This window comes from Pedobacter sp. AC212 (genome assembly GCF_979258625.1).
Genome location: NZ_OZ409870.1, coordinates 2322807 through 2346355, shown reverse-complemented (window position 1 = coordinate 2346355; position 23549 = coordinate 2322807). Strand labels below are relative to the sequence as shown.

At 35.8% G+C, this 23549-nt stretch carries 19 protein-coding genes; 6 read left to right on the top strand and 13 right to left on the bottom strand.

From position 1 onward, the window contains the following. Positions 1-1007 precede the first annotated feature (1007 nt). The 3 genes from ACZZZC_RS10095 to ACZZZC_RS10085 all read right to left on the bottom strand — a co-directional run bounded on the left by ACZZZC_RS10095 (position 1008) and on the right by ACZZZC_RS10085 (position 3628). Complete coding sequence (locus ACZZZC_RS10095) at positions 1008-1742, bottom strand: LytR/AlgR family response regulator transcription factor (RefSeq protein WP_463485833.1); 735 nt, start codon at positions 1740-1742, stop codon at positions 1008-1010. Continuing rightward, the gene (locus ACZZZC_RS10090; protein WP_463485832.1) at positions 1720-2781 is read right to left on the bottom strand and encodes a sensor histidine kinase; all 1062 of its coding nucleotides are present in this window, start codon (positions 2779-2781) and stop codon (positions 1720-1722) included. Before ACZZZC_RS10090 ends, ACZZZC_RS10095 begins: the two co-directional genes overlap by 23 nt. 76 nt (positions 2782-2857) lie before the next feature. Beyond that, complete coding sequence (locus tag ACZZZC_RS10085) at positions 2858-3628, bottom strand: LiaF transmembrane domain-containing protein (RefSeq protein ID WP_463485831.1); 771 nt, start codon at positions 3626-3628, stop codon at positions 2858-2860. Between the two features lie 131 nt (positions 3629-3759). Between ACZZZC_RS10085 and ACZZZC_RS10080 the strand changes: the two genes are divergently transcribed. Beyond that, positions 3760-4632 (top strand): ChaN family lipoprotein, encoded by an 873-nt coding sequence (locus ACZZZC_RS10080; RefSeq protein ID WP_463485830.1) that lies wholly within the window; start codon positions 3760-3762, stop codon positions 4630-4632. Positions 4633-4667: 35 nt separating this feature from the next. Here ACZZZC_RS10080 and mscL read toward each other — a convergent pair whose 3' ends face one another. Continuing rightward, complete coding sequence (gene mscL / locus ACZZZC_RS10075; protein WP_463485829.1) at positions 4668-5057, bottom strand: large-conductance mechanosensitive channel protein MscL; 390 nt, start codon at positions 5055-5057, stop codon at positions 4668-4670. Positions 5058-5218: 161 nt separating this feature from the next. Between mscL and rpoN the strand changes: the two genes are divergently transcribed. Further along, positions 5219-6691, top strand: coding sequence for an RNA polymerase factor sigma-54 (gene rpoN, locus ACZZZC_RS10070; protein ID WP_056850328.1), 1473 nt, complete (start codon positions 5219-5221; stop codon positions 6689-6691). A gap of 95 nt (positions 6692-6786) precedes the next feature. Here rpoN and ACZZZC_RS10065 read toward each other — a convergent pair whose 3' ends face one another. Together ACZZZC_RS10065 and ACZZZC_RS10060 are read right to left on the bottom strand one after the other, a co-directional pair. Continuing rightward, the gene (locus ACZZZC_RS10065) at positions 6787-7797 is read right to left on the bottom strand and encodes a PorP/SprF family type IX secretion system membrane protein (protein WP_463485828.1); all 1011 of its coding nucleotides are present in this window, start codon (positions 7795-7797) and stop codon (positions 6787-6789) included. 3 nt (positions 7798-7800) lie between these two features. Then, positions 7801-11292 (bottom strand): PKD domain-containing protein, encoded by a 3492-nt coding sequence (locus tag ACZZZC_RS10060; protein WP_463485827.1) that lies wholly within the window; start codon positions 11290-11292, stop codon positions 7801-7803. Positions 11293-11548: 256 nt separating this feature from the next. Here ACZZZC_RS10060 and ACZZZC_RS10055 point away from each other — a divergent pair, with 256 nt between their 5' ends. Then, positions 11549-11959, top strand: coding sequence for a hypothetical protein (locus tag ACZZZC_RS10055; protein ID WP_463485826.1), 411 nt, complete (start codon positions 11549-11551; stop codon positions 11957-11959). An 11-nt stretch (positions 11960-11970) separates the two neighbouring features. Here the strand turns inward: ACZZZC_RS10055 and ACZZZC_RS10050 are convergent, their stop codons facing one another. The 3 genes from ACZZZC_RS10050 to ACZZZC_RS10040 form a co-directional block, all read right to left on the bottom strand. Next, positions 11971-12162: a hypothetical protein gene (locus ACZZZC_RS10050; protein ID WP_463485825.1), complete on the bottom strand. Its 192-nt coding sequence runs from the start codon at positions 12160-12162 to the stop codon at positions 11971-11973. 89 nt (positions 12163-12251) lie between these two features. Beyond that, on the bottom strand, positions 12252-12392 hold the full coding sequence (tatA, locus tag ACZZZC_RS10045; RefSeq protein WP_463485824.1) for a twin-arginine translocase TatA/TatE family subunit: 141 nt from the start codon (positions 12390-12392) through the stop codon (positions 12252-12254). 60 nt (positions 12393-12452) lie between these two features. Continuing rightward, on the bottom strand, positions 12453-13307 hold the full coding sequence (locus tag ACZZZC_RS10040) for an HD domain-containing protein (protein WP_463485823.1): 855 nt from the start codon (positions 13305-13307) through the stop codon (positions 12453-12455). 215 nt (positions 13308-13522) lie between these two features. On the opposite strand from ACZZZC_RS10040, the gene ACZZZC_RS10035 reads away from it, so the two are divergent. Next, entirely contained in the window at positions 13523-14176 is a 654-nt protein-coding gene (locus ACZZZC_RS10035; protein WP_463485822.1) for a TetR/AcrR family transcriptional regulator, read from the top strand. Positions 14177-14181: 5 nt separating this feature from the next. After that, positions 14182-15486: an ABC1 kinase family protein gene (locus ACZZZC_RS10030; protein WP_463485821.1), complete on the top strand. Its 1305-nt coding sequence runs from the start codon at positions 14182-14184 to the stop codon at positions 15484-15486. 211 nt (positions 15487-15697) lie between these two features. On the opposite strand, the gene ACZZZC_RS10025 is transcribed toward ACZZZC_RS10030, so the two are convergent. Both ACZZZC_RS10025 and ACZZZC_RS10020 read right to left on the bottom strand, forming a co-directional pair. Beyond that, the gene (locus ACZZZC_RS10025; RefSeq protein ID WP_463485820.1) at positions 15698-15916 is read right to left on the bottom strand and encodes a hypothetical protein; all 219 of its coding nucleotides are present in this window, start codon (positions 15914-15916) and stop codon (positions 15698-15700) included. 37 nt (positions 15917-15953) lie between these two features. Then, entirely contained in the window at positions 15954-16310 is a 357-nt protein-coding gene (locus ACZZZC_RS10020; protein WP_056850336.1) for a response regulator, read from the bottom strand. A 315-nt stretch (positions 16311-16625) separates the two neighbouring features. On the opposite strand from ACZZZC_RS10020, the gene ACZZZC_RS10015 reads away from it, so the two are divergent. After that, on the top strand, positions 16626-17228 hold the full coding sequence (locus ACZZZC_RS10015; protein WP_463485819.1) for a GIN domain-containing protein: 603 nt from the start codon (positions 16626-16628) through the stop codon (positions 17226-17228). A 157-nt stretch (positions 17229-17385) separates the two neighbouring features. Here the strand turns inward: ACZZZC_RS10015 and ACZZZC_RS10010 are convergent, their stop codons facing one another. Then, entirely contained in the window at positions 17386-19800 is a 2415-nt protein-coding gene (locus ACZZZC_RS10010; protein ID WP_463485818.1) for a GAF domain-containing protein, read from the bottom strand. Between the two features lie 140 nt (positions 19801-19940). Further along, on the bottom strand, positions 19941-23546 hold the full coding sequence (locus ACZZZC_RS10005) for a BamA/TamA family outer membrane protein (RefSeq protein WP_463487110.1): 3606 nt from the start codon (positions 23544-23546) through the stop codon (positions 19941-19943). Between the last annotated feature and the right edge of the window lie 3 nt (positions 23547-23549).

Genomic DNA, 23549 nt, shown 5'->3' with positions numbered 1-23549 from the left:
ATATAAAGCGATTTCTCTATAAATGCAAGTCTGTTTAGTTTTATTTTTTATTTGAAAAGCAAATGTAGTAATTCTTTTTAAAATTCAGTCCCGCCCCCGCTTCTGCTGGCAAAAAAAGCCAGCATCTCGCTTCAGTCGGGTTTATTTCATAATGGCCACTACAATTAGGTAAGGAAGTCCTGCATGCGAATAATTCATAAAACGTTCCTACGGAACGAAACGATTGCAAAACAATTTTTGCTACCGAGAAGTCGTCCCTACGGGACGGTAGTAAATTAGCTCTCGGTATATGAATATTATTTTTCAAAACACTTCAAGAAAATTATCTCTCATCTCATTGGAACAAATCATCGATAGAAAAAATCTATGAACGGTTTTTCCGTACCATAGGAACGTTTCTATGGAAAATTGACAATCTTAGACGCAACAAAGATCGACCAAATTAAAAAAAATGCATTCGAGGTTTTGTTCTAAAACACGGCCTAGCTTAACGGTAAGAAAAGTTCTTCCCCGTAACGTAGCAACGGCTCACCCCTAGAAAAAATCTATGAAACGTTTTATTTTTCGTTCCTAAGGAAGGTTTTTTGTGCAAAATCGACAATCTTAAGCGCAACAAAAATCAACCAAATTGAAACAAAGCATTCGAGGTTTCATTCTAAAACACAGCCTAGCTCAACACCGCAAGAAAAGTTTTTTACCGTCCCGTAGGGACGACTCACCGGTAGAAAGAATATATGAAGGTTTGTTTTTTCGTTCCATAGGAACGTTTCTTGTATATCGTTCATCTGAAACAACCGTAAATAGAACTATAAGCCATGCCAACTAAACCTGGTTGTAGTGGAAATCCTTTTTGGCGCACCCGAAAACCTATTCTACGCTGCCATTCTCAAAAAAATTGAGACAAAAAACAGGACTAACGATAAGTGTTACGATGTGATTGCTTTCCAAAAACTATTGTTTATCCAGCCTGAAAATTACCACAGCGATAAACACAAAAATATTACTGATTACAAGCCCAACGCTGCTTTCAATTTTATGTATCCTGTTTTACTCACGGGCAGCCAGATATCTGATTTCAGCAGCACCACGTAACTATCTTTCTCTTTTAATTCGATTTTTGTAACCTGAGCAAGGTTAATGATATAAGAGCGATGAATACGGATAAATTGGCCGGGATCAAGAGTTTGCTCAAAGTAAGCCATGGTTTTATTTTTATAGAAAATACCATCTGCTGTACTTAATTTAACATAATCATCATCAGCCTCAAGGTAATTGATATCTCCGGTTGGAATAATTTTAATTACGCCATCCTTTTTAACTACTACCCTATTATTTTGTGCCGGACTCAAAGCAGCGGCATCCAAAACAGCTTCGGTATTTTCTGTTTGATTTAATCTGGAAGGCAGCTTTTTGATGGCAGCATCGAAACGTGCCTTATCTATTGGTTTGAGCAAATAATCAACGGCATTAACTTCAAAAGCTTTAATGGCATACTCATCAAAAGCAGTTGTAAAAATTACAGCGGGCTTATCTTCAACCAATTCCAGCATTTCAAATCCACTAATTTTTGGCATTTGAATATCTAGAAATATCAAATCGGGCTTATGTAAAGTGATGGCTTTTAATCCCTCGAAACCATCGCAACATTCAGCAACAACTTCAATTTCAGGATGATCGGTAAGATAAAATTTAACAATATCTCTCGCTAAAGGTTCATCATCAATTAATATCGTTCTGATCATTTTTCTGTGGGATTTTTAGAGTGGTAATATATAAATTATTTGCCTCAATTTCGGTTTGCAGCAAATGCGGATTTGCAAATAACAAATATAATCTACGTTTAATAGCCGTTAAACCGAATCCGGTTCCTCCCGCGGCTTTCATTTCCGGATCGAAAGGATTTTGCACCCGCAACTCCAGAATATTACGATCAACTGTTACATCAACCTTAATAGTTATACCAGCAGATGTGTTGTACAAGCCAAACTTAATAGCATTTTCTACAATCGGCTGCAATAAAGTTCCTGGCAAACATAAATTCAAAGTATCGTCGGCTACATTTACCTCAATATTTAAGCGATGGCTAAAACGAACCTTTTCAATATCAAGATAAAGCTGGATATATTCCATTTCTTCTTCTACAGAAACCCACAATTCGTCATCGCGTTTTAAGGTTCCGCGAAGAAAGGAAGCCAACTTGGTAATCATTACGCCTGCCTCTTTGGGGTTTACCATTGTAAGCGCAAATACCGAATTTAAGCTATTGAACAAAAAATGGGGTTGCAATTGGTGACGAAGCTTATTTAGCTCCGCTTCTTTTGCCAAACTTTTTGCCGCCGAAAGCCTTTCGTGTGTTTCCGATTGTTCCTCCAGTCTGTACCATAAAATATTGGCCAATGCACACCAAGCCAAGCACATAAAGGAAATTAAACCACGGAAGGCAAAAGAGAAATTATAGAAATCTAAATACTCCTTAAAATCTGAAAATATGTATAGCATCGCATATTTTGCAGCATAAATAATTACGAACGTAAGCGCCAATGTAATGATGAGCACATACAATATTCGTTCGTTTTTTGGCTGATAGTAGCCCAGCATATTACTTATGGCAATGCAGGCCATCACCAGTAAGAAATTACTCAAAAAACTATCTGCAAATGAAATTAGCCAAGAAAAATTCACCACATAATGTAGGCCAACGGCACATAGAATAAACCAAGCAATAGCTATAGCTGCAGAGGTTTTTTGAATTTGCGGAATGGATAGCGGTCTAGTTGTCAAAGCGTTGTTTGTTTAGGTAATGATAAACGAAGTAAACGACCAGAAAATCTCTGATCATTTACTTTTGATTATGGTTTTAAAAACTTTTGATTTCGATTCCCCCGAAAAGTACGGTTCCATCTAAAACTAAGGTTTTCTGCATTTGATCTATCGGCAACATGTGGCCCCTCTTGTCTTCTACACTACCAAATATTGCTGTAACATTAGATTGTATTGCCCAATTTGGTGGCACAATTAATTTGATACCTCCAAAAACTGCAGTAACATCAATCACCGCAGAATCCGTAAAGTCAGCTTGCGTCATTATGATATCCGATCCGCCGAAAACTGCAGTGACATCTCCTCCTTTAAAATTTTTAGAATAAACGGTTTGATTTGATCCCCCAAAAACGGCTGCAACATCAATGATGTCATTTCTATTTGCTTTCTTATCTGCTTCGTCATCAAGGTCTATCTCTTCATTTACACCGAACTCGTTCCTAAGTGCACCTTTAAATGACTTCCTCCTTTTGAAAGTATCCTTTGGTTTAAAAATCAAAAATCCACCAACAATTACAAGACCTATTCCCAGGGCGTATTTAGATATATCAAAATCGAAGCCCATATCATCTATCGTTTGGTATACGCCAAATAAAATAAGAATAAGCCACCAAACGCCTTTAAAATTTTTTCTTACACCAACAAACACCCCAAGCGCAATTAGAAATGTCCAAAAGCTAAATACCCAACCTGGAATATTTAATCCCAAATTATCTAATAAAAATGCTAGCCCAATAATTAATATGATGGAACCACTCCAAACTCTACCCGAGTTTTTGATGTGATTATTTTCATTTACATTTTCCATGTGTTCATTTATTTAATATCCAAAAGTATTTATAAATTAAAAGTTAACAACTGTTGTTTTCTTCAGCATGGGCAGAATGGCGGTAAGTGGTATCATTTCATCGGCGAAAAATATTTTCTTATTTTGAGCACATGAAATATTTATTATTTATATGCTTCGTTGTTTTCAATTTTGATGTATTTGCCCAAGATTTAGCATCACACTATAAAGTTTATGATGTTAAAAAGGACAAAGTAATTTCTTTAGATGAAGTAATTACCGACATGCATAAGGCTGATGTTTTATTTTTTGGAGAAGAGCATAACGATTCTATAGGGCATATTTTGGAATTTACTATTTTCAAAAAATTAACTGAACAATTCCCTAAAAAAACCGCTCTTAGTTTAGAAATGTTCCATACCGATATTCAACCCGTGGTAGATGAATATCTAGCCGACTTGATATCAGAAAAGAATTTTATCAAAGAAGGAAGGGCGTGGTCAAATTACAAGGACTATAAACCCTTAATTGAATATGCTAAAATGAATAAGCTTGCTGTAATTGCTGGCAACGCCGCCACTCGCTATAGCAATGCAGTGACCAAAAATGGGTTGACTGTTTTAAGTGGCTTTCCTAAATCATCACTAAACATTTTGCCACCTCTCCCTATTGATACCGCTACCGGAAGATACCTGGAAAAATTTACCGAACTATTGGGAGGACATAGCATGGGTTCGATGAAAGTCTATCAGACTCAAAATTTTTGGGATGCTACCATGGCTTGGTCAATCGCTAAGTTTGCGAAAGCAAATAAACGAATTAAAATTCTACAACTAAATGGCCGATTTCATAGCGATGAAAAGCTTGGAACATTGGCCAAACTTCAAAAATATGCTCCAACACTAAAAATTCTTAATATTTCATCATTTAGTGATGAAAATTTTGAGAATCCGAACTGGGAAAAACATCGAAACCTTGGTGATTATATTATAATAACAGATCCGAAAGTGAAAAGGAGTTTTTAAAAACAAAGATCTGCCCTTGAGCAGATCTTTGTTTTTTATGCTTTTGCTTTAAGCAAATCTCGTATTTCTGCTAAAAGAACTTCTTCTTTTGTTGGTGGTGCTGGAGCTGCAGGAGCCGCAACTTCCTTTTTCTTAAGGTTATTGGCACCTTTAATAATCACAAATAACACCAAAGCCACAATAATAAATGTAATTACTTGCGATAGAAAATTGCCGTACTTTATTGCTGTTCCCGCAATAGTGAGTTGGCTTAAATCTTCTAATCCGGCTGCTTTTAATGCCGGACCCAGCACTGCTGGCGTAATAATATCCTCCACTAGTGAGCTTACAATTTTTCCAAATGCAGCACCGATGATAACACCGACAGCTAGGTCGAGAACGTTCCCTTTAACCGCGAAGTCTTTAAATTCTTTAACAAAACCCATAATTTTTAAGCTTAGATGATTTATATACGAAAATAGCAAACATTCAACTGAATCCAAATGTTTAGCAGACAATTAAACCAAACATTCAAAAGCATTTACGTTAATTCGAAAGAATATCTGAAATGATTTGTTTATTTTTGCTGCAATCCTGAATACAAAATATGCTAAAGCAACATCTACAACAAAAATTATTACAAAAGTTATCACCCCAACAAATTCAGTTTATAAAGTTGTTACAGGTGCCAACGGTTGCTTTAGATACGCGTGTAAAAGAGGAATTGGAAGATAATCCTGCTTTAGAAGATCCTAGTTTGATGACACAGGATGAGCCTAAAAGCGAATATGATGATTTAAACGATAGCCCTGAAGACTTCGATGGACCATCTGAAGATACCAGCATGGATGAGTTTAATGTAGACGATTATCTGCAAGACGACAATACCAACGATTATAGTACGAATTACAACAATGGTGATGATGACGAAGAGAAAAAAGAAACTCCAATCGCTATTGAAAGCACCTTCTTTGAAAGTTTACAAGAGCAATTAGATCTTATTCCTCTATCAGACCAGGATTTTATTATCGGTAAGCAAATTATCGGAAGTTTGGATGATGATGGCTATTTACGCCGCCCTTTGGGTTCTATGATTGACGATTTGGCTTTTTCTCAAAATGTAATGGTTGAGGAAGAAGATGTATTGGAAATGTTAAAACTGATTCAAAGTTTCGATCCTCCAGGCATTGGCGCAAGAGACTTGAAAGAATGTTTATTGATTCAATTAAAAAGAAAAGACCCCAATAATCCGATAATAGTTAAAGCAATGAATGTTGTAGAAAACTATCTGGATGAATTTACAAGAAAACATTACGACAAACTCGAAAAAAGCTTAGGCCTAGATAGCGAAGAACTTAAAGAGGTAGTCAACGAGATTTTGCGCTTAAATCCAAAACCAGGTGATGCAAATCAGGTAACGACCAAACAAATGCAAATCATTCCGGATTTTCATATTAGTAATAATGATGGGATTTTAATTTTAACACTGAACTCTAAAAATGCACCTGAACTAAAGGTAAGCCGCTCTTACCAGGAAATGTTTGAGCATTACGATAAGGCTTCATCAAAAGATAAAAAGCTTAAAGAAGCTGTTCAGTTTGTGAAGCAAAAATTAGATTCGGCTAAGTGGTTTATCGATGCCATTAAACAAAGGCAACAAACTTTGTTGAAAACAATGAATGCAATTATGCATTATCAGTACGAGTATTTTTTGACGGCGGATGAACGCAAAATGCGTCCAATGATTTTAAAAGATATTGCTGATAAAATCGACATGGATATTTCTACCGTATCTCGTGTAGCCAATTCGAAGTATGTGCAAACTGAATTTGGTACCTTTCTGTTAAAATCTTTCTTCTCAGAAGCCATTCAGACAGAAAATGGAGAAGAGGTATCGAACAAAGAAGTAAAAAAAATACTCGAAGATTGTATTGGAAATGAGGATAAACGCAAGCCTCTTGCCGACGAGAAATTGACCGATATTTTAAAAGAAAGAGGTTATAACATTGCCCGTAGAACTGTTGCTAAATACAGAGAGCAAATGAATATTCCGGTGGCGAGGTTAAGAAAGGAACTTTAGTCCTAGGGCAATTTTTTGTTTTCAGTTGGTATCAAGCCGTATTTTTTGGTTTATTTGGATGTGCGTTTGAACTGAATTAGCCTATCTTTAGTTCGTTACCACATTCGGATATACGAAGGTACTTTATAAATGTTGTTGAGTAGTAATCCCAAAACAATTTCATGGCTACCATTGCTTACCTGATTCAAATCTGAAGTGGTAAAATCGTAAGAGTAGGTTAGATTTAACATCTTACCAATATTGAAACCGGCCATTGCCGAAAATGAATCATCCTTGCGATAACTTCCCCCAAGCCATAACTTATCTCTAAAAGCTATTTTCATATTTAGATCTACCGATACTGGCGCTGGCTGCACATATTTAACCATAACGGAAGGAATTGCTGCAATTTCATCATCAAGAAAAAATTTATATCCCGCTGTACCAAAGAAATGCGGAACTGCTTTTCCTTGATTATAGGCTTCATCTCCCGAAAAACTTAATTTTTGAGATAATATCTGTTGAGCCGATACTCCTGCAAACATTCTTGCACCGTATAACCAAACACCAACGCTTAAATCTGGACGTAATTGGTTGGTAATTGCTCTATTAAGTGATGGTTCATAAGGATTTTCGAATGTCAATGCATTTATATCTAATGAAATACTAGATAAACCTGCTGCAACACCTGCAGATAAATTAAAATTATTGCTCAATTGCAAATGATAGGCGTAAGTTACATTGGCATCCAATCTTTTTATCGGGCCTGTTTTATCCAAAACTGCGGTAACACCCATGCCATGATGTGGTGGTGATGAAGTATAATTCTGCATGTAATTCCGATCCATTGGATTGCCCGTTTCTTCGGGAAATGAAGTGAGCGCATTACTCCACAACTGATTATCGCCCAATGCCCAATGTGCTGACACGAAAGAGGTTTGTGGCGCATCATTAATTCCAGCCCATTGTTTCCGATAACCTGCTTTAAAATCAATATAATTTTCTATCCCAGAAAGCGCCGGGTTAAGCAAATATTGATTAAAAATATACTGGGTGTATTGTGGCTTTTGCTGAGAAAAAGCTTTGATAGAAACAAGTAAGGCAAATATAAGGATATACTTTTTCAAAATTTATCTGATTATTGTGAGCGGTCCGGTAACGTTTTTCCTTCCATTTCGTGGATTTATGATGTAGTAATAAACACCAACCGGAAGTTGTTCATTTTGATAATTCCCATCAAATGGGGTTGTATATCCAGCACTAAAAAATATTCGGCTCCCATTCCGGTTAAAGACTTCTACAGTTGCCTTTGGATAACTTTCCAAATACTTGATATTCCATACATCATTAATTCCATCACCATTTGGAGTGAAACTACTTGGAGGATTAACAGCCTGTAAAACCTTAACCGATACCCGTAGTACTGCAGTACATTGCTCCGGACTGGTAGTTACAGTTAAGGTGTAGTCAGTATCATCTTCCGGTGAGGCAATTGGATTCAAGACTTTGTTATTATCCAACCCTGTAGCCGGTAACCACTCATATTTCAATCCTTCTCCTGTTGCTACAGCAGGAACTTGTATTTCTCCTCCTGCTAAGATATAAATAATTGAGCCGCCATCAACCACTGGTGATTTATTTACAAAAATTGATTTTGTAACCGTAGCACTACAACCATTATCTGCTGTGAAAGTATAGGTGATGTTATGAGGCCCGAGCCCGGCCAGTTTCGGATTAAACGTTCCATCAGGTTTCAAACCGCTTCCATCACTGCTATAAACTCCAACGCCTGAAATTCCGTTGGTTTCATGAAATTGATTGATAACAACATTACCATCATTCTCACACACAGGCAAAATTTCATCAACTGTTATTGTTGGAGATGCGTTCAATGTAATGGTTTTAATGATAAAATCAGAGCATTGGCCTCCTGAATAGGCAACTACTTTAATCTGAACATCTTTAGTTAGCGGGGAACCAAAAGGTGCATAATTCAAATCTATTTGATCTGGTATTGGAAAATTAAAAGTTTCCATGCTCTCCGGCTGGTTATCTAAATCTTTATAGACTTCAATCTTTGTTACCTTTCCAAAATCTACCGTCGATGTATTTTTAATTGAGATTACCGTGTTGCTGCAATAATTATTGGTAGTCAAGGGTTCAAAGTTAGCCTTAGGAACAGATCCGTTGACGGTAAACTGTTGTTTAACAATATCTGTACATCCGTTTGTGTTAGTAATGGTCAGGGTAACATCGTAATTATCGGCTACGGTGTAAGTATGTGAACCATCTTTCGCATTTGATGTGTTTTTTACCAAATCAGCGGCCGATAAATATTTGTCTCCAAAATCCCATTTATAAGTTAATCCGTCAGCCGTACCGTCTACATTTACTGCTGTATTGGTGAAATTAGCAACAGCATCTTTCAAGCAGATATCGGGCATTTCAAAACCTGCTTTTGGTAGCTCTGTAACATTGATTTCCCATTTCTTTGCTTCGCTTACGCAATTATTCGACGACGTGGTTACCAGTGAAATAGTATACTTTCCAGTTTTAGTATAGCTATGTTTTGGATTTTGATCAGTTGAAATTGCTGTTCCGTCATCAAAATTCCAAGCCCAGCTTTTAATGGTATTTACAGATATATCATTGCTTATAGCTGATAAGTCTTGAATTGTAAATTCGGTATTGGTGCAAGTTTCAGCAGGAGCTTTAAAATTTGAAACTGGCTGTGGGTAAATTTCTATTTCTTTTTCAACAGGTTCAGAATAACAGCCTGTTCCAGATTTTACCGTTAATAAAACTTTGTATTTACCTTCTTTTAAAAAAGCATGTTTTGGGTTTTGATCGGCTGATGTCGTGCCATCTCTAAAATCCCAAAGCCAATTTGTAATTGCAAAATCGGTTGTTTTAGAATCACTTTTATCTGTAAACTGAACTTCAGTATTGGCACAACCTGTCAACTTGGCTTCAAAATCGGTAATGGGCAAATCGTAGATATTAAAAACATAGTTGGTTGTAATGTCGCCTGTAATACAATTATTCGCATTCGTTGGCACATGCGCAACCACTTCTAAATGGTATTCACCGGTTTGAGTATAGGTTTTATTTACAGGATATCGGTAGACATAAATAGTTTGTCCGTTTACAATTTTCTTTTCAGGTACCGGGTTTGGAACTGGTTCTGGCACCCCACCTTCCAAAGTCCAGGTGATCCGATCTGGTTCATAAGGCAAATTGACTTTAAAATCAACAGTTTGTCCAATACAACCATTAGGACTTTCCTCGTTTCGGGTTTCATCAATAACCGTTAAATAATTGTTTGATGATAAATTGGTCCCGGCTGAATAGGAATATGATTCGGCATTACCAAATCCGTACGCAATTGCATTAAATCCATCATCAGCTGTCAACGTTAAACTGCTTGCTGTAACAGAAATCTGGGCAAACGAATAAGTAGAATTGCCAATAAGTGTACTCCATGATGCTGTAGGAGCTACCCCATTAATTTTAAAGCTGTTTACTTTATTTGTTCTAATTAGAACGTTGATATACTTATCCACTATTGATTCCAAATCAGATGAAAACACGGTAACGGTTTTAATGCTGAATTCAACTGGATTAAGAATAACCATTTCCGGATCGCCAATAATAGCGTTACCCAAAGCTGAAGAACAATTTTGAGTAAGTGAATATTGTGCAACACTAATTAATTTATCAGCAGAGATAAATGTAGATTGGGTTAAAATGCTGCTTTCATAGAATTCGCCTTTATTTAAAGTAATAGAAGTACCATCTAAAGTGAATTTTGTATTATCTTCTTGAGCCAAAATTCTTAAGATGTACCGCCTATCTTTGAATGGGACAACGCCATAGTTTCTTCCCCAGCTTACTGTTGGATAAAGTTGTTGATATAGTGGATCTTGAGAACCAGTACATGGGCCTATTACAATTACAGATGAGCCAGAAAAAGCAGCAAATCTTTTGCAAGATGATTTTGTTTTATCTGTTTCTACATAAACTCCGGTTAGATCACCAGTACCTGCGATGTATTCGTATACATCGCCTGCTTTGGCCAAAGTAACTGGTAAAGTACTGCCACCTTTCTCATGAATAATAACACTTGTATTATCTTCTGCAGCTACGATGGCCAAGTAATTTCTTCCCCCTGCAGATTGAGTGTAGTTCATGGAATAATAGGTTTGGCCAAGTGTTTCGAATGGAAGTATCAACGAAGCTGCTGATCTTGCTCTTCCGTAAATGTGAGTGTATGCAGAAACTTTGGGTAAACCATCGGTTACGCGGATACGTATTGCCCTATCTAATAAAACTGTATTTGATTCTGATTCTTCTATATACGCCGACGCTCTAGGTACATCAAATCGTATAGCTTGGTTGGCTGGGATTGTTTTTTTTAACGACCATGTTCCGCAACTAACCGTAACCTCTGTATTGAATTTGGAAGTTACAAAAACCGCAATGTTAGCTAAGCTATTTTGGCTAGGTACATGCGTGGGGAAAACTGCCCAAAAGTCTGTCCCTTCGTTGGAAACGTTTTGAGCACGAGAGCGCATTGAAACCAATAAAAATATTAGTAAAGCTAATAATCCAGCTCGCTTCATTGGTATTAGCTAATTAGAAAGGTAATTCATTTGGAAAGTTATAGAGATGCAATATACTATTTATACAATATAAGAAGAATAGGTTATAAAGATTTATAAATTTTTAACTGGGCAAAATAACCATTTCGTGTAATAATTTAAGGGGTTGATGTAAAAAAAACATATAAAAATAACAAATCACGTTCTAAGCCGTTCCAAATAAGTATCCCCTAATACAACAGCATTCATCCCATTTATCAACTTAAGATTGTAAAAGATGGAAAAGCTAATTAATTCCTACCATTACTTAATAAAAAAAATTTATCCTGCGAGAGTGAACGACGGGGCAGATTTGGAACTGTACAAAGAAGTAGAAAAAGCGCATTTTAGACTAGAACATGCTTCCAAAAAAGATGAATCTCTATTTTTGAACTATAGAAATGCATTTTTCTTTTTTAAGAGAAATATTAATAATGCAATAAAAGATGGTTTTGGCTTAATCAAAAATCAGTTAGACGATACCGATAAGAATCAACTGGAAGCAACTATTAAAAAGCTGGATGGCGCTTTATATGATATTAAAGAAATAGAGGAAATTGTGTCTTACAGCAACATGATATTTTCCTCATACGATTTGGACACTCCATTAAATGATGATCACTATGGAAAATTGACTCAAAGTGCTTAAACTATATATATTCATTGATTCGCTTTACCATCAAACTTCTCAGAGTATTCCTTCGCTTTAACGTCGGCGTCAGTATCATTACGATCTTCTGGTTCAAGATTTTTATCTAAACGATCGTTCCAATCATTCAAACCCTTAGAAGAATCTTTCTCAATTATTTCACTCGTATTTTTCTTTGATTTTTCTTGATTCTGATTTTCCATGTTTTCTGCGTTTAAAAGAAAACACAAAAGTTAACTTAAAGTTTGAATCGTGATCTCATTATTGGAAAGGTATTAATGATAAATAAAAATTATTTACTTGAACCTTCCTCCTTTGCACTTTTAAATTCTTTAACGCTTTTTCCAATTCCACGCATTAACTCTGGCAGTTTCTTGCCACCAAAAATTAATACTACAACTACACCTATTAAAATAATTTCTATTACAGACATATCACACAATTTTGTCTAATATACAGCAAAGAAATATCATTGTTTCTATTTTCAATTTAATTAAACAAGCAAAGCTTTCAAGGTTCTGGGCTTTATTTTAGGCAAATCTCCATGTCGAATATATTCTGCAAACCCACGAAGCTGCTTAATGGATTTAATTGCTTCGTAACCTTCATAGGTAGTTCTAATTTTATTTAGCAGTAGCGTATCGGTTTTAAACATATCACTCTCTCTTAAAACACCTTTAATTATGAAACTTCTTATTAACTCGGCCATTTTGCCGTTAGCATATAAGTGTAGCGGAAGCTTAAAAAACTCACTATTCAATTTTTCAAAAACTTCATTTATCCAATTTACCTGAGCATTATCATTCACAGCAATTTTACCTCCATTGATCACTATGGCACTAAGAAACTCACGAGCCCTTTGCCGTGATATGATCCCTCCGTGTACACCATCCCTTAAAGTGTAATCTAATCTATCCGCACAAAGAGATGGCAATGGTTGTTCTAAAATGTTAAACTTTCCGTAAAGAATTTGATTAACATCATAACCATAGTTCAACAGAACATCTGGAATTTCCGACTTATAAATTACCTCAGCAAAAACCTTTTCGTGGTAATCTTCATCCAGGTGCTCAAACACATAATCGCCAACGTGAGAAAAAGCGGTATGCGAAACGTCATGTAATAAACCAGTTATTTGCTCCAGTTCCGAACCTCCTAACTTTTTGATTAGCATGGTTACCCCTATTGCATGCTCCAGTCGTGAATGGCAAATGTCGGGATTTACCAAAAAAATAGCACCGCTTTGGTGAATTCCAGCTAAACGTTTTAAAGCTTCAGTATTTAACAGGTCAGAAAATACTTGTGGAAACTCCATTTTACCATATAAAAAGTCGTTTAGCTGGATCATATTAATAAAGATTAAATTGAGCTCAATATTACTAATATTTTTAGTTTTACAAAACTTTTTATTTCCACAATGATATTGTAATTACTAAATTTACTAGGCAAAAAACCAACTTTCAATTATTTTGAAAGCTATTATTACAATTGCGTGATTAACAATTACTCCCATCAGAAAACAAGGGTTGATATTTAACGTTATCATTGTAAAAAAGGAATAATATGGCCACCGCTCAACAAATAAGAACTGCATATATTGATTTTGTTTTAACCAACAATGAGAAACCAAAAACGGTATATAGTTTTGCTAAAAAATTAAAAATTACTGAGGCAGAATTTTATCAGTTCTATTCCTCATTTGAAAGCATTGAGAAGACCATCTGGTTTGATCTTACCTTTGAAACGATTAGTAAAATTAAAGATCAGGAAGTTTGGCACCAATATACATCCAGAGAGAAAATGTTATCCTTTTTCTACAGCTACCTGGAGAACTTAAAAAGCGAACGTAGCTTTGTAATTTATAGCCTTAAAAATTATCAGGGTAAATTTTCTACACCTAATGTTTTGGCAGGAGTGAAACCTATTTTTGAAAACTTTGCTCAAGAAATTATTGATGAAGGGCTCGATAGCGGTGAATTAGCGGAGCGCAAATTTTTAACTAAAAGATATAAAGATGCGCTCTGGGTTCAATTTGCATTTATAGTTAATTTTTGGATCAATGATGATAGCGATGGCTTTGAAAAAAGTGACGAAGCCATTGAAAAAGGCATTAATGTAACTTTCGATCTCTTTCAACATTCTCCTATAGATAATTTGATTGATTATGGAAAGTTTTTATCGCGTAACGGAAAGTTTAAAGAAAAGATGGGATTTTAGAATTGATGAAGGCACAAGACAGTATTCCGACAACAAAAGTAGAACGTTCAGCAAAATTTGTTAAAACAGGTTTTCAAATTGGAGGTAATTACATCAAACACTATTCGAAAAAATTGTTCAATCCTGATATGGATAAAGAGCAACTTAACGAAGATAATGCCACCGATATTTACAAATCGTTAAGTGAGCTAAAGGGCAGTGCATTGAAAATTGCTCAGATGCTGAGTATGGATAAGAATATCATGCCTAAATCTTACGTAGATAAGTTTACGCAATCACAATATAATGCTCCTCCCCTTTCCGGGCCACTCATTGTAAGAACTTTCACCAAAAACTTCGGCAAAACGCCTGATCAGATTTTCGACACCTTTAACCTTAACTCAAGCAATGCTGCTTCAATCGGCCAAGTGCATCAAGCCACTTTAAATGGCAAAAAACTCGCTGTAAAAATTCAATATCCTGGTGTTGGAGACAGTATCTCATCTGACTTAAAACTGGTTAAACCTTTTGCATTTCGGTTATTGGGCATGTCAGAAAGAGAACTTAACATCTATATTAAAGAAGTTGAGGAAAGGCTATTGGAAGAAACCGATTATGAATTGGAAGTTAAGAGATCTATTCAATTTTCAGAAGATTGCCAGAACTTGGATCATGTTGTTTTCCCAAAGTACTATCCCGAACTTTCCGGTAAGCGTATTATCACGATGGATTGGCTTGAGGGGTTGCATTTAAAAGAGTTTTTAAAAACTAATCCATCACAGGAGCTAAAAAATAAGATTGGGCAGGCTTTGTGGGATTTTTATAATTTCCAACAGCATGAGTTAAGAGCTGTACATGCCGACCCACACCCAGGAAATTTTATGATTACGCCAAATGAAGATTTAGGTGTAATTGATTTTGGCTGTATTAAAGAATTGCCAAATGATTTCTACTATCCATTTTTCTCATTAATTTCTACTGATGTAATCAACGATAAACAAAAAACCATTGATGCTTTTAGAAAGCTTGATATGATTCACAATGATGATACGGAAAATCAAGTCGAATTTTATTATAAAGCCTATAAAGAAATGATCAGCCTTTTTGCTAAGCCCTATATCAATAAGATATTTGACTTTAGCAAACCTGAATTTTTTGATCAACTATATGCTTATGGCGAAAAAATATCTAGAATGCCTGAATTTAAACAAGCTAGAGGCGTAAAGCATTTTATCTATGTAAACAGAACGAATTTTGGGCTTTATCAAATTCTGCATGAGCTGCAGGCTACGGTTAGCACGGATACTTACGAGCCAACGCTGAATAGGTAGTTACAGACTTTCCTACCAAATTTAGATTTTACTTTTGCTGCGTGATTGCTATTCCATCGAAATAATTTCCGTTTTGCAAACCTATGGTTAGCAATCTATCAAAGCCGCTCGTATTTCGATTTATGGTTATAACTATTGTATTGCCATTTATTCTTCCCACTTTGAAATCAGTATGATTGACAACGAAATTTTTATCTGTCTTTTTTACTGTCTATAAATCAACATCAACTTTGTTAAGCATGATGTTATTTAGCCACCAACTAGTTGATTCGGTATTAATGGTTATCGAATTTAAATTGGCGTTTAATGTCGCCGCTTTCTGAGATAATTTAATATTATCTTTCCATTTTCCTATTGGCTGATCTTTTTTACAAGAAATAAGGAGCAAAATCATCACGGAAATTAAGATTCGATAAGGAATATTTTTCATCAGAATTAGCATGAGAAATTCAAATAGCGGCTTAATGTTAAGCGTTTTTCTTTACTACGTCAACCATATGATCTATATCAAATGGCTTTTCAATGTAATCGTCAGCTTTACACTCTTCCGCAGTTTTTGGCAAATCGGCAGAAGTTGATGTGAGTACTGCAGAAACGTCCTCCGTCTCCGGATCAGATTTTAATGCCTTTATAATCTCAGATCCTTTAACTTTTCCCTTGATATGGTCATCGACTATCACTAAATCAGGATCAATTTCTTCTATATTCTCGATAGGTTCGGTGGTTAAAGATGGTGTAACATCAAAACCCTCCTCATCTAACACTTGGTCCATTATATCAAGAATATCTTTATTATCCTGAACAAGTACAACCTTTTTCTTCATAAACTAAATAGGAATATTAATCCATAAATATAGCAAAAAGAATAGTTGCAAGATATACTATTATTTTTTTTACGTGTCAACAACAGTGTACGCTTGAAGTTTCAAATTAACGTGGTTCAAAAACTTCTAGAAAGTTTCATGTTTTCGTCTTGAATTTATGCCCGTTCGTCGAGAATTACATGAGACTGGTATAATACAGACAGAACGCTTGCAACGTTTTCGATTTGGGAGCGTCTTATCTACAAAACAAAAACAAAATTACCTAAACAATTCAATAACAATTAATTAACATTTAATTATCAAATAAAAAACATTATGAAAACCTCAATCAAAACCCTAATCACATCTTCATTTGCAGCAATCGTTTTATCTACAACTCTATTTTCTTCCAGCATTTCGGCTACCGAAGTTGCACCAGTAAAAGTTTCGAGAGTTAGTGATTTTAAAAGAATTTCGGTTAAAGGAAATGTTGAAATTACTTTAATTCAAAGATCAAAAGCTGGAGTAACCTATGCAGATGATAATATTGGAAGTGCAAAAGTTTTTCAGGATGGAGATAACTTAAAGATCTCATCATCGGATAAGGAACTAACCAAAGTAATCGTTTATGTTAATGATATTTTTAGGATAGAAGCATCGGAAAATGCCATTGTTAAAACTGAGGGCAAATTGACTACCAAATTTTTACAAATTTTCTTGAATGGCAACGCACACGCAGATATCAACACCAGCACTGAAGGTTTATACACGGTAATTAAAGATAATGCCGATTTGAAATTAAGCGGTTCTACCGACAGCCACACACTGGTAATGGGCAAGAATCAAAAACTAACTATCGATAAATTTGCAGCTTTGAAAACGAACATGAGCTCGGTGGAAACAGTTGCTATCGAAAAGGAAATTGCTTCAATAAACTAAAAATTCACACACAAATAAAACGAAGGGCTTTCTGAGATGATCAGAAAGCCCTTTTTAATTTATCGCTAAAATACTGTTGAAGATCATCTAAAATCTATACATTTCTTTACAATCTTCAACACGATCACTTAATTAGGAGATCAAATATTTTATAATGCTAATTCTGGAGCATTTTAGCTATCTCTTTTTCAATCGATTTGAGTTCTCTTGGCTTTAGCTTCTTTGCAGCATCGCGTTTGTCATCTAAATACTTCACGCCTACACGCAGCGCTTTTAATCCTGAAACACCTTGTAATTCATCTAAATCGAGTAACTCAACATCGTTAGTTAAATAGCCTTGAACCTGCATGTATTTGATGTATTCAAGATATTCCTTAGCTTCTTCCTGGTTAAAATAAACCATCGAAATTTTATGTGGTTGCGTCAAACGTTCGCTGGTACCCTTAATCAAAACCTTATCTATTCGCTTTTTAACAACTTCATAGCGGATATTATAAGCGCCCTCTACATCGAAGCGTCGTTCGTCATTTCTGAAACTAATATCAATGGCGTTTGAATGGATAAATATCAATTGTGTTGTTTCTAAAGGCCGTGGCATTTCGCCAATTAGGCTTTTCGATAAACGGGCAATATCAACCATCGAAGTCAATTGCCATAATCGGATATTTTTTAAGTATAAAATATCGAATGGCTTCTCTGGAGCAATTTCCTGTCCGATATAAATATCATATTCTACCCCATCTGTTCTAAACTTGGCAAAATAGCAAGGATACGATGCCTGCAAATTAGCCTGCGATTTTTCTAAGTATTGACTTACTTCCGTATTGATTAACTGCATCGAAATTTCCAACTGCCGGCGATTTGCATAGGCAGCTCCGGTTTCGGGCACAATTACAGTAAAATACTCATTAACAATTTCTGCAGTTTCTGGGTGATTTGTTTTGATAATAGATAAGAATGGATAAACTTCCATCTCTAAAAATTCTCTTAAACGATTTTCTTCATTCGATGAAGCAAAACTTCCAATCTGTTTAATCCAATCTTTACAATTAAATAAAAGCTTGTCAATCAGATCAAGTTTAACTGTTTTTTTTATGGCTTTTAGTGCATCCATTAAATGATTTAATAGTACGTTTAAATCATCTTTAAGTGCCTTGTTGCGTTCTGTTGTCGAATTTCTAATATCAATTGCACCAAACAATGGGTACATATGCTTGAAAGTAACAGTTTCTATTTCTTTTACTTTACTATTGGTATTCTGACTTTGAAGAAAATGCCATACCGCTTCATTGAATTTCCATTGAACTGATGGTTGCAAGGCAGTAAACTTATCCATTAGTACCTCATCCATTTTCGCATCAAACTCTTCAATGCTATATTGAAAAAGCTGGCCAATTAACGGCATTGCCGGACGTAATCTTGAAAGCAATTTATCATCAACTAATACTTCATGGTTAGAATAAACTTCTAATACACCAGCAAGCTGGTTATTGTAGTATACCGGTAAAACAGAATAAGAACAAACTCCAGCTGCTTTTAATACCCTTAAAAATGGATCTTTCGAAATTTGATCATCATTAATGGCGCTTACAAATATCGCCTTTGGATTTTCCTTGTATTTATCAACTAATGAATAGAATACTTCCTCTTCGAGATTTGCCGCCTTTGCCGAATTGATCAGCATACTTTGAGAAAACTCTTTATTATCGAAAACCAGTTTGTTATTTACCGTTAGAAACGGCATCAGCCCAAATTCTAAATCCCCATTACCACTTAAACTTTTTAAAGCCTGGATAACGTGGGTATAAGCCTCGGTTTGATAGTTGTGATTTACCAGAGCATCACGAATACCATCAATTGAGTTTTGCAAAGTAACATCGGTAATGGAGATGATACTAAAACCTTCGAAGCAGAAGTTTTGCAATGGCAAATGAGTAATCAAATATTCCAGCTCATTATCTTCCTGAAAATAACGACCTAATTCCTCAAAATTAATTTTAGGCAGGTCGCCTTTGTGTTTGATATCTACAAATTTGGTATCAGTTTGAATATTATAATACTGTGTAAGCTTCGATTCTTCGTTAACATGTCCGTAAATAATTTCATTTTTAAGTACGTAAGTGAAGTTATAAAAACGGCTTAAAATGATATTATAAATAAACTTAAGCTGTTTCTTTTCAACCGGCTCACTATCTTTTGTAACTTTATTTTTAGGATCGTGATCTTTGAAAAATTTATAAAAGGCGTTAGTACTAAAGAAAATCTGATCGGGTATTGGTGTACTTAGCGCCCAGAACAAATCATCTTCATCACCCATTAACGGGGTAAGGATGGTAAAAATTAACTCTAATGTATCTTTGTATTTAGATAATTCTTCAGCGCTGATGCTTGTTAAAAGCACTTTATCTTTTTCAATTTTTTCGAGTAAAAATCTGTAAAATTCAGATTTAACTGATTTTTCTGTTTTTAATCTATCTTTTAAGTACTCCACGAGGGGGCGGAAAGACAGAGAAGATTCTACCTGGCAACCTATACATTCGTTTTTATGTATTTTTATTACGTTGGTATTCATTGTATAAGTTTTTCTATAGTGTAAATTTTATAGTTATCTAATTAATTATTAATCCGTTGCAAAGGTAAGCACTGGTTAAAGCAAAATCGTCTTTGAAACGTAATACTTGGGTTTAGTATCTATAAGGATGTTACACAAATTTAGTACCTAAAATTTAATGATAGGTATGGATACCAGCCATCAGACGAATGTCCCATCACAAATCTTACAACCGTGAGTGATGCCGGAGCGAAGTAAACGCCTCCACCAACGCCATGGTGCCATGTTGTTGAAATTTCATTGCGTTTCCAAACCCTACCCACATCATAAAAGCCAAGTAAGCCAACTTGTCCGGGTAAAACATAACTGACTAAATCACCAAGTCTTGCTCTTAACTCTAAGTTGTTATAAAAAATGTGCTCTCCAGCGAATCTGAACTGGCGATAACCTTGAAGGTTGCCTTGTCCTCCAAGATATAAAGCCTGGTAAAAAGCAGGTTGTCCTACCGTTACTCCTCCCCCGAATCGATCAGCCAAGATGAAATTTTTTCTTCCATCTAAGTTTTTGTACAACGATACACTGGCGGTAAGCTGACCAATAGAATTGGAATACTTGTTTACACCCTTATACGCAAGCAATTTGAAATCTACATAACTTCCTAAAGTTGGAAGCAAATCATTATCACGTGTATTGTTTACAAAATTTACAATCGCCCCAGCAAACATTTTTTCATTTCTAACCGTCAAACTGTCAGCTGAATGGAGCTGACCAGGATTTAAAATAAAACGCCCATCGTTGTCCTCTTTGTTAAATTTATAATATTGATAAGATGGACCAATAGAAAGAGTCGACTTCGGTCTTCTCCAACGAATGGCAGCATCAACCTGGTAAAGATTAAATCGAGCACGATAATACCTGATATCATCTCCATGTTCATCAAAACGGGTGTCATTACCTAAACCGAAAAAGTTTTGCGTATTGTTCGGAGCATAAGCATTGGCATTAACCAGCAAATCGCCTTTACCCAAAGCCTTTAGCCACTCCCCTTTGTAATTAAAACGGAATGCTTTGGTAGAAAATGAATGCAAAAACGAAACAGTCTGCGAGTTTCCCCAAGGTTGTTTCCTAAAGCCAGGGTTAGTTTGTTTGTAAACCAAGCCCAATAAAATTCCATCATCTCTGTTGTAACCTGCATTGAGATTGTACGATCTTCTAACGTACATATCTTTTGGGATGTAGCTAAAATTGGCCGTATCATTAGAAATTATTTTTTTGATTTTATCTTGAGATTCTCCTTGATAAATTGCTTTATCGGTTCTTCCGTACAACCTTACAGTGCTGTTGCTATTGGCGAAATCATAAAACTTATTTCCCTTACCCCCGATGATGCGAATTTTAATCTTAGAATTTTTATTATCCAAAAGCAAACTATCGTTACCATTGTGCATGTAAATCCTGAGCTCCTTTGTTACGTTAGGATCGAACTTGCGATCAAACAGCTCATCTTTGATATTTCCTTCTTTTGATATCTTATTAATTTTAACCCTTAAACCATCGTTCTCGGCATCGGTAACTTTAATAAGTTCGTGTTTATCGGTCATTTCAATATCGACAATGCGATTGAAGAAATGATAATAATCATTCATCATTTTTGGCAAGTTTGCTACACGCTCACGCAGTGTGGTTAAAAATGCATCGTGATGAAGGGAATAACTAGGTTCTGGCAGTTTCTTTAATGCTTTTTCAAAAACTTCATCATTATAGTTTGCGCAAAAATCTTTAACAATCTTATTAAATTCCTCCTCGTCAATATTGGCCGTCCAACGACTGCTAATTTCTCTTCCTTCCCATAAAAACCAATTGATATTTTGAATTGGCCGTTCGTAGCCTTGCATCATAGGCAATAATGAAGAGGATTGCGTAAAGCGTTGTAATTTTCCATCGCCACGAAAGAAAACCTGATCCCGATCGCGGGGAACCGGCGAATAGGTTGAGCCCTCTTTTGTTTTTGTTTCCTTCCAACGCCATTGGTCTTCATGCCTGTCCCAATCGCCAAGTAAAACATCCAATGCTCTTGCTTTCACCCACGCCGGACCATCTAATTTGTTATCATTATCTTCAGTTAATTTCTTATCCATTTTTGGTGAACTGTCTGATTCTCCAACAGGTTCACGCTCTTCGAACAAGCATAATGTATTGGCAAAAGCAGATTCAAACTCACCTAAACCATCATCGGGTGAAACCCAGCCTATTATCGGATTTGAATGTGGTATGTTTGCCGCTTTAGCCAATTCTGGCACTACCAATGCAGAAAATGGATGCTGTGCAGACATGTTATCCTTAATAATGTCTTTCGCAAAAGTATTTCTTAAGCCTTCCGGCAGCAATACTTCGGGAAATTTTTCTACACTGCGTAGAACATATTCTTTTCCGTTTTTATCTTCTAAACGTAAAGAGCGTGATTGATTACCACCTCCACGCTGAGTGGCTTTTAAGCCTCCCATCATTTTTGAAACATGAAGTACCGGAACTTTGGTTCGCTCAGCATATTCCTTTCTGTAATTTTCGCCAAAAACATAGCGATGAAAACGCCCAACACTATCGTATTCAGGTTTAATTTTCACAAAAATACTATCAGCGGTAATTGGTTTATCGCGGTTACGAACCTTTGAAGGAATGGTTTCGAACTTCTTAATATAGCTATATACTTTTTTCACACTGGTATCAGAATAAACATAATACTCGTAACGCATATCGTTATTCATCAACTGATCGGCAACAACATAACCTTGCTCCATCGCATGAAAAAGAGAGGTTTTACCTTGTTTATTTGGAGAGGTTTTTGAACCTGAACCACTCACAATCTGAAGTTGCTTTCCTTTGATTAACTGTAAACCATGTTCATGACCAGCTACATAAGTTACATTTGGATAATCGCCAAATACTCCGTTTACCGATCTGATCATATCTTTATACGCTGGATGATTTAGATCTTCAGGGCTTAAAAGCGTTGACCTTAAGAAAGGATAAACAGAACCTAACACCGGCATTGGGATATAAAGATTTTTGTTTAGAGAAGTTAAAGGGAAAAGGTGATTTCTTAGATTAAAGTAACCACCATGAGGGCCGTAACTTTGAAACGGATGGTGCGAAGCCAACAAAATTACTTTGTCTTTATTTTGCTCCAACAGTTCTTCCATTCTCACTAAAACCTCATCCTTTGTATTGCAATCGCACTCACTGGCCGCATTGGCTTTGTTGTAAGGAAACAGCCACCATTCGCTATCATAGGCAATAATGGTTAATTTATCTGTCAATTTAATAGCTACCGGATCAGGGCAACCATTATCAGGAATTAATTTTAAAAGCGGATCGCCCTGAGCCTTTAAAAAATCATCTTGCGCTTTAATTTTTGCCAAGCCTTTTGGTCCGGATTTATCCCAATCGTGATTGCCGGGAATAAAATAAACCGTAGCACCCATTGAGCGCATAGGCTCAAACTGAGAACGCAAAATTTTCTTGGTATCTTCCTCTTCCAAACTTCCTGGCAAACCCATACCCGTTGGATAAATGTTATCGCCTAAGTAAACTACGGTGGTTTTTTTAGGGATGATTTGTTTTGCAGCATTTTTTAAATCCTGCATTTGAGCGGTATTCATCTCGCCGGCATCGCCGAAAAGAATAACACGATATTTTACATCGCTTTGCGCAAAGGCAATAAGTTGGGTTAAAAATAAGATTGCTAAAAGGGTAAATCTTTTAATCATAGC

Bases quoted from the DNA above. Each gene is read 5' to 3' on its own strand.
- ACZZZC_RS10095 (WP_463485833.1), bottom strand. From the start codon at position 1,742: ATGATCAGAACGATATTAATTGATGATGAACCTTTAGCGAGAGATATT.
- ACZZZC_RS10085 (WP_463485831.1), bottom strand. From the start codon at position 3,628: ATGGAAAATGTAAATGAAAATAATCACATCAAAAACTCGGGTAGAGTT.
- ACZZZC_RS10080 (WP_463485830.1), top strand. From the start codon at position 3,760: ATGAAATATTTATTATTTATATGCTTCGTTGTTTTCAATTTTGATGTA.
- mscL (WP_463485829.1), bottom strand. From the start codon at position 5,057: ATGGGTTTTGTTAAAGAATTTAAAGACTTCGCGGTTAAAGGGAACGTT.
- rpoN (WP_056850328.1), top strand. From the start codon at position 5,219: ATGCTAAAGCAACATCTACAACAAAAATTATTACAAAAGTTATCACCC.
- ACZZZC_RS10060 (WP_463485827.1), bottom strand. From the start codon at position 11,292: ATGAAGCGAGCTGGATTATTAGCTTTACTAATATTTTTATTGGTTTCA.
- ACZZZC_RS10055 (WP_463485826.1), top strand. From the start codon at position 11,549: ATGGAAAAGCTAATTAATTCCTACCATTACTTAATAAAAAAAATTTAT.
- ACZZZC_RS10050 (WP_463485825.1), bottom strand. From the start codon at position 12,162: ATGGAAAATCAGAATCAAGAAAAATCAAAGAAAAATACGAGTGAAATA.
- tatA (WP_463485824.1), bottom strand. From the start codon at position 12,392: ATGTCTGTAATAGAAATTATTTTAATAGGTGTAGTTGTAGTATTAATT.
- ACZZZC_RS10040 (WP_463485823.1), bottom strand. From the start codon at position 13,307: ATGATCCAGCTAAACGACTTTTTATATGGTAAAATGGAGTTTCCACAA.
- ACZZZC_RS10035 (WP_463485822.1), top strand. From the start codon at position 13,523: ATGGCCACCGCTCAACAAATAAGAACTGCATATATTGATTTTGTTTTA.
- ACZZZC_RS10030 (WP_463485821.1), top strand. From the start codon at position 14,182: ATGAAGGCACAAGACAGTATTCCGACAACAAAAGTAGAACGTTCAGCA.
- ACZZZC_RS10025 (WP_463485820.1), bottom strand. From the start codon at position 15,916: ATGAAAAATATTCCTTATCGAATCTTAATTTCCGTGATGATTTTGCTC.
- ACZZZC_RS10020 (WP_056850336.1), bottom strand. From the start codon at position 16,310: ATGAAGAAAAAGGTTGTACTTGTTCAGGATAATAAAGATATTCTTGAT.
- ACZZZC_RS10015 (WP_463485819.1), top strand. From the start codon at position 16,626: ATGAAAACCTCAATCAAAACCCTAATCACATCTTCATTTGCAGCAATC.
- ACZZZC_RS10010 (WP_463485818.1), bottom strand. From the start codon at position 19,800: ATGAATACCAACGTAATAAAAATACATAAAAACGAATGTATAGGTTGC.
- ACZZZC_RS10005 (WP_463487110.1), bottom strand. From the start codon at position 23,546: ATGATTAAAAGATTTACCCTTTTAGCAATCTTATTTTTAACCCAACTT.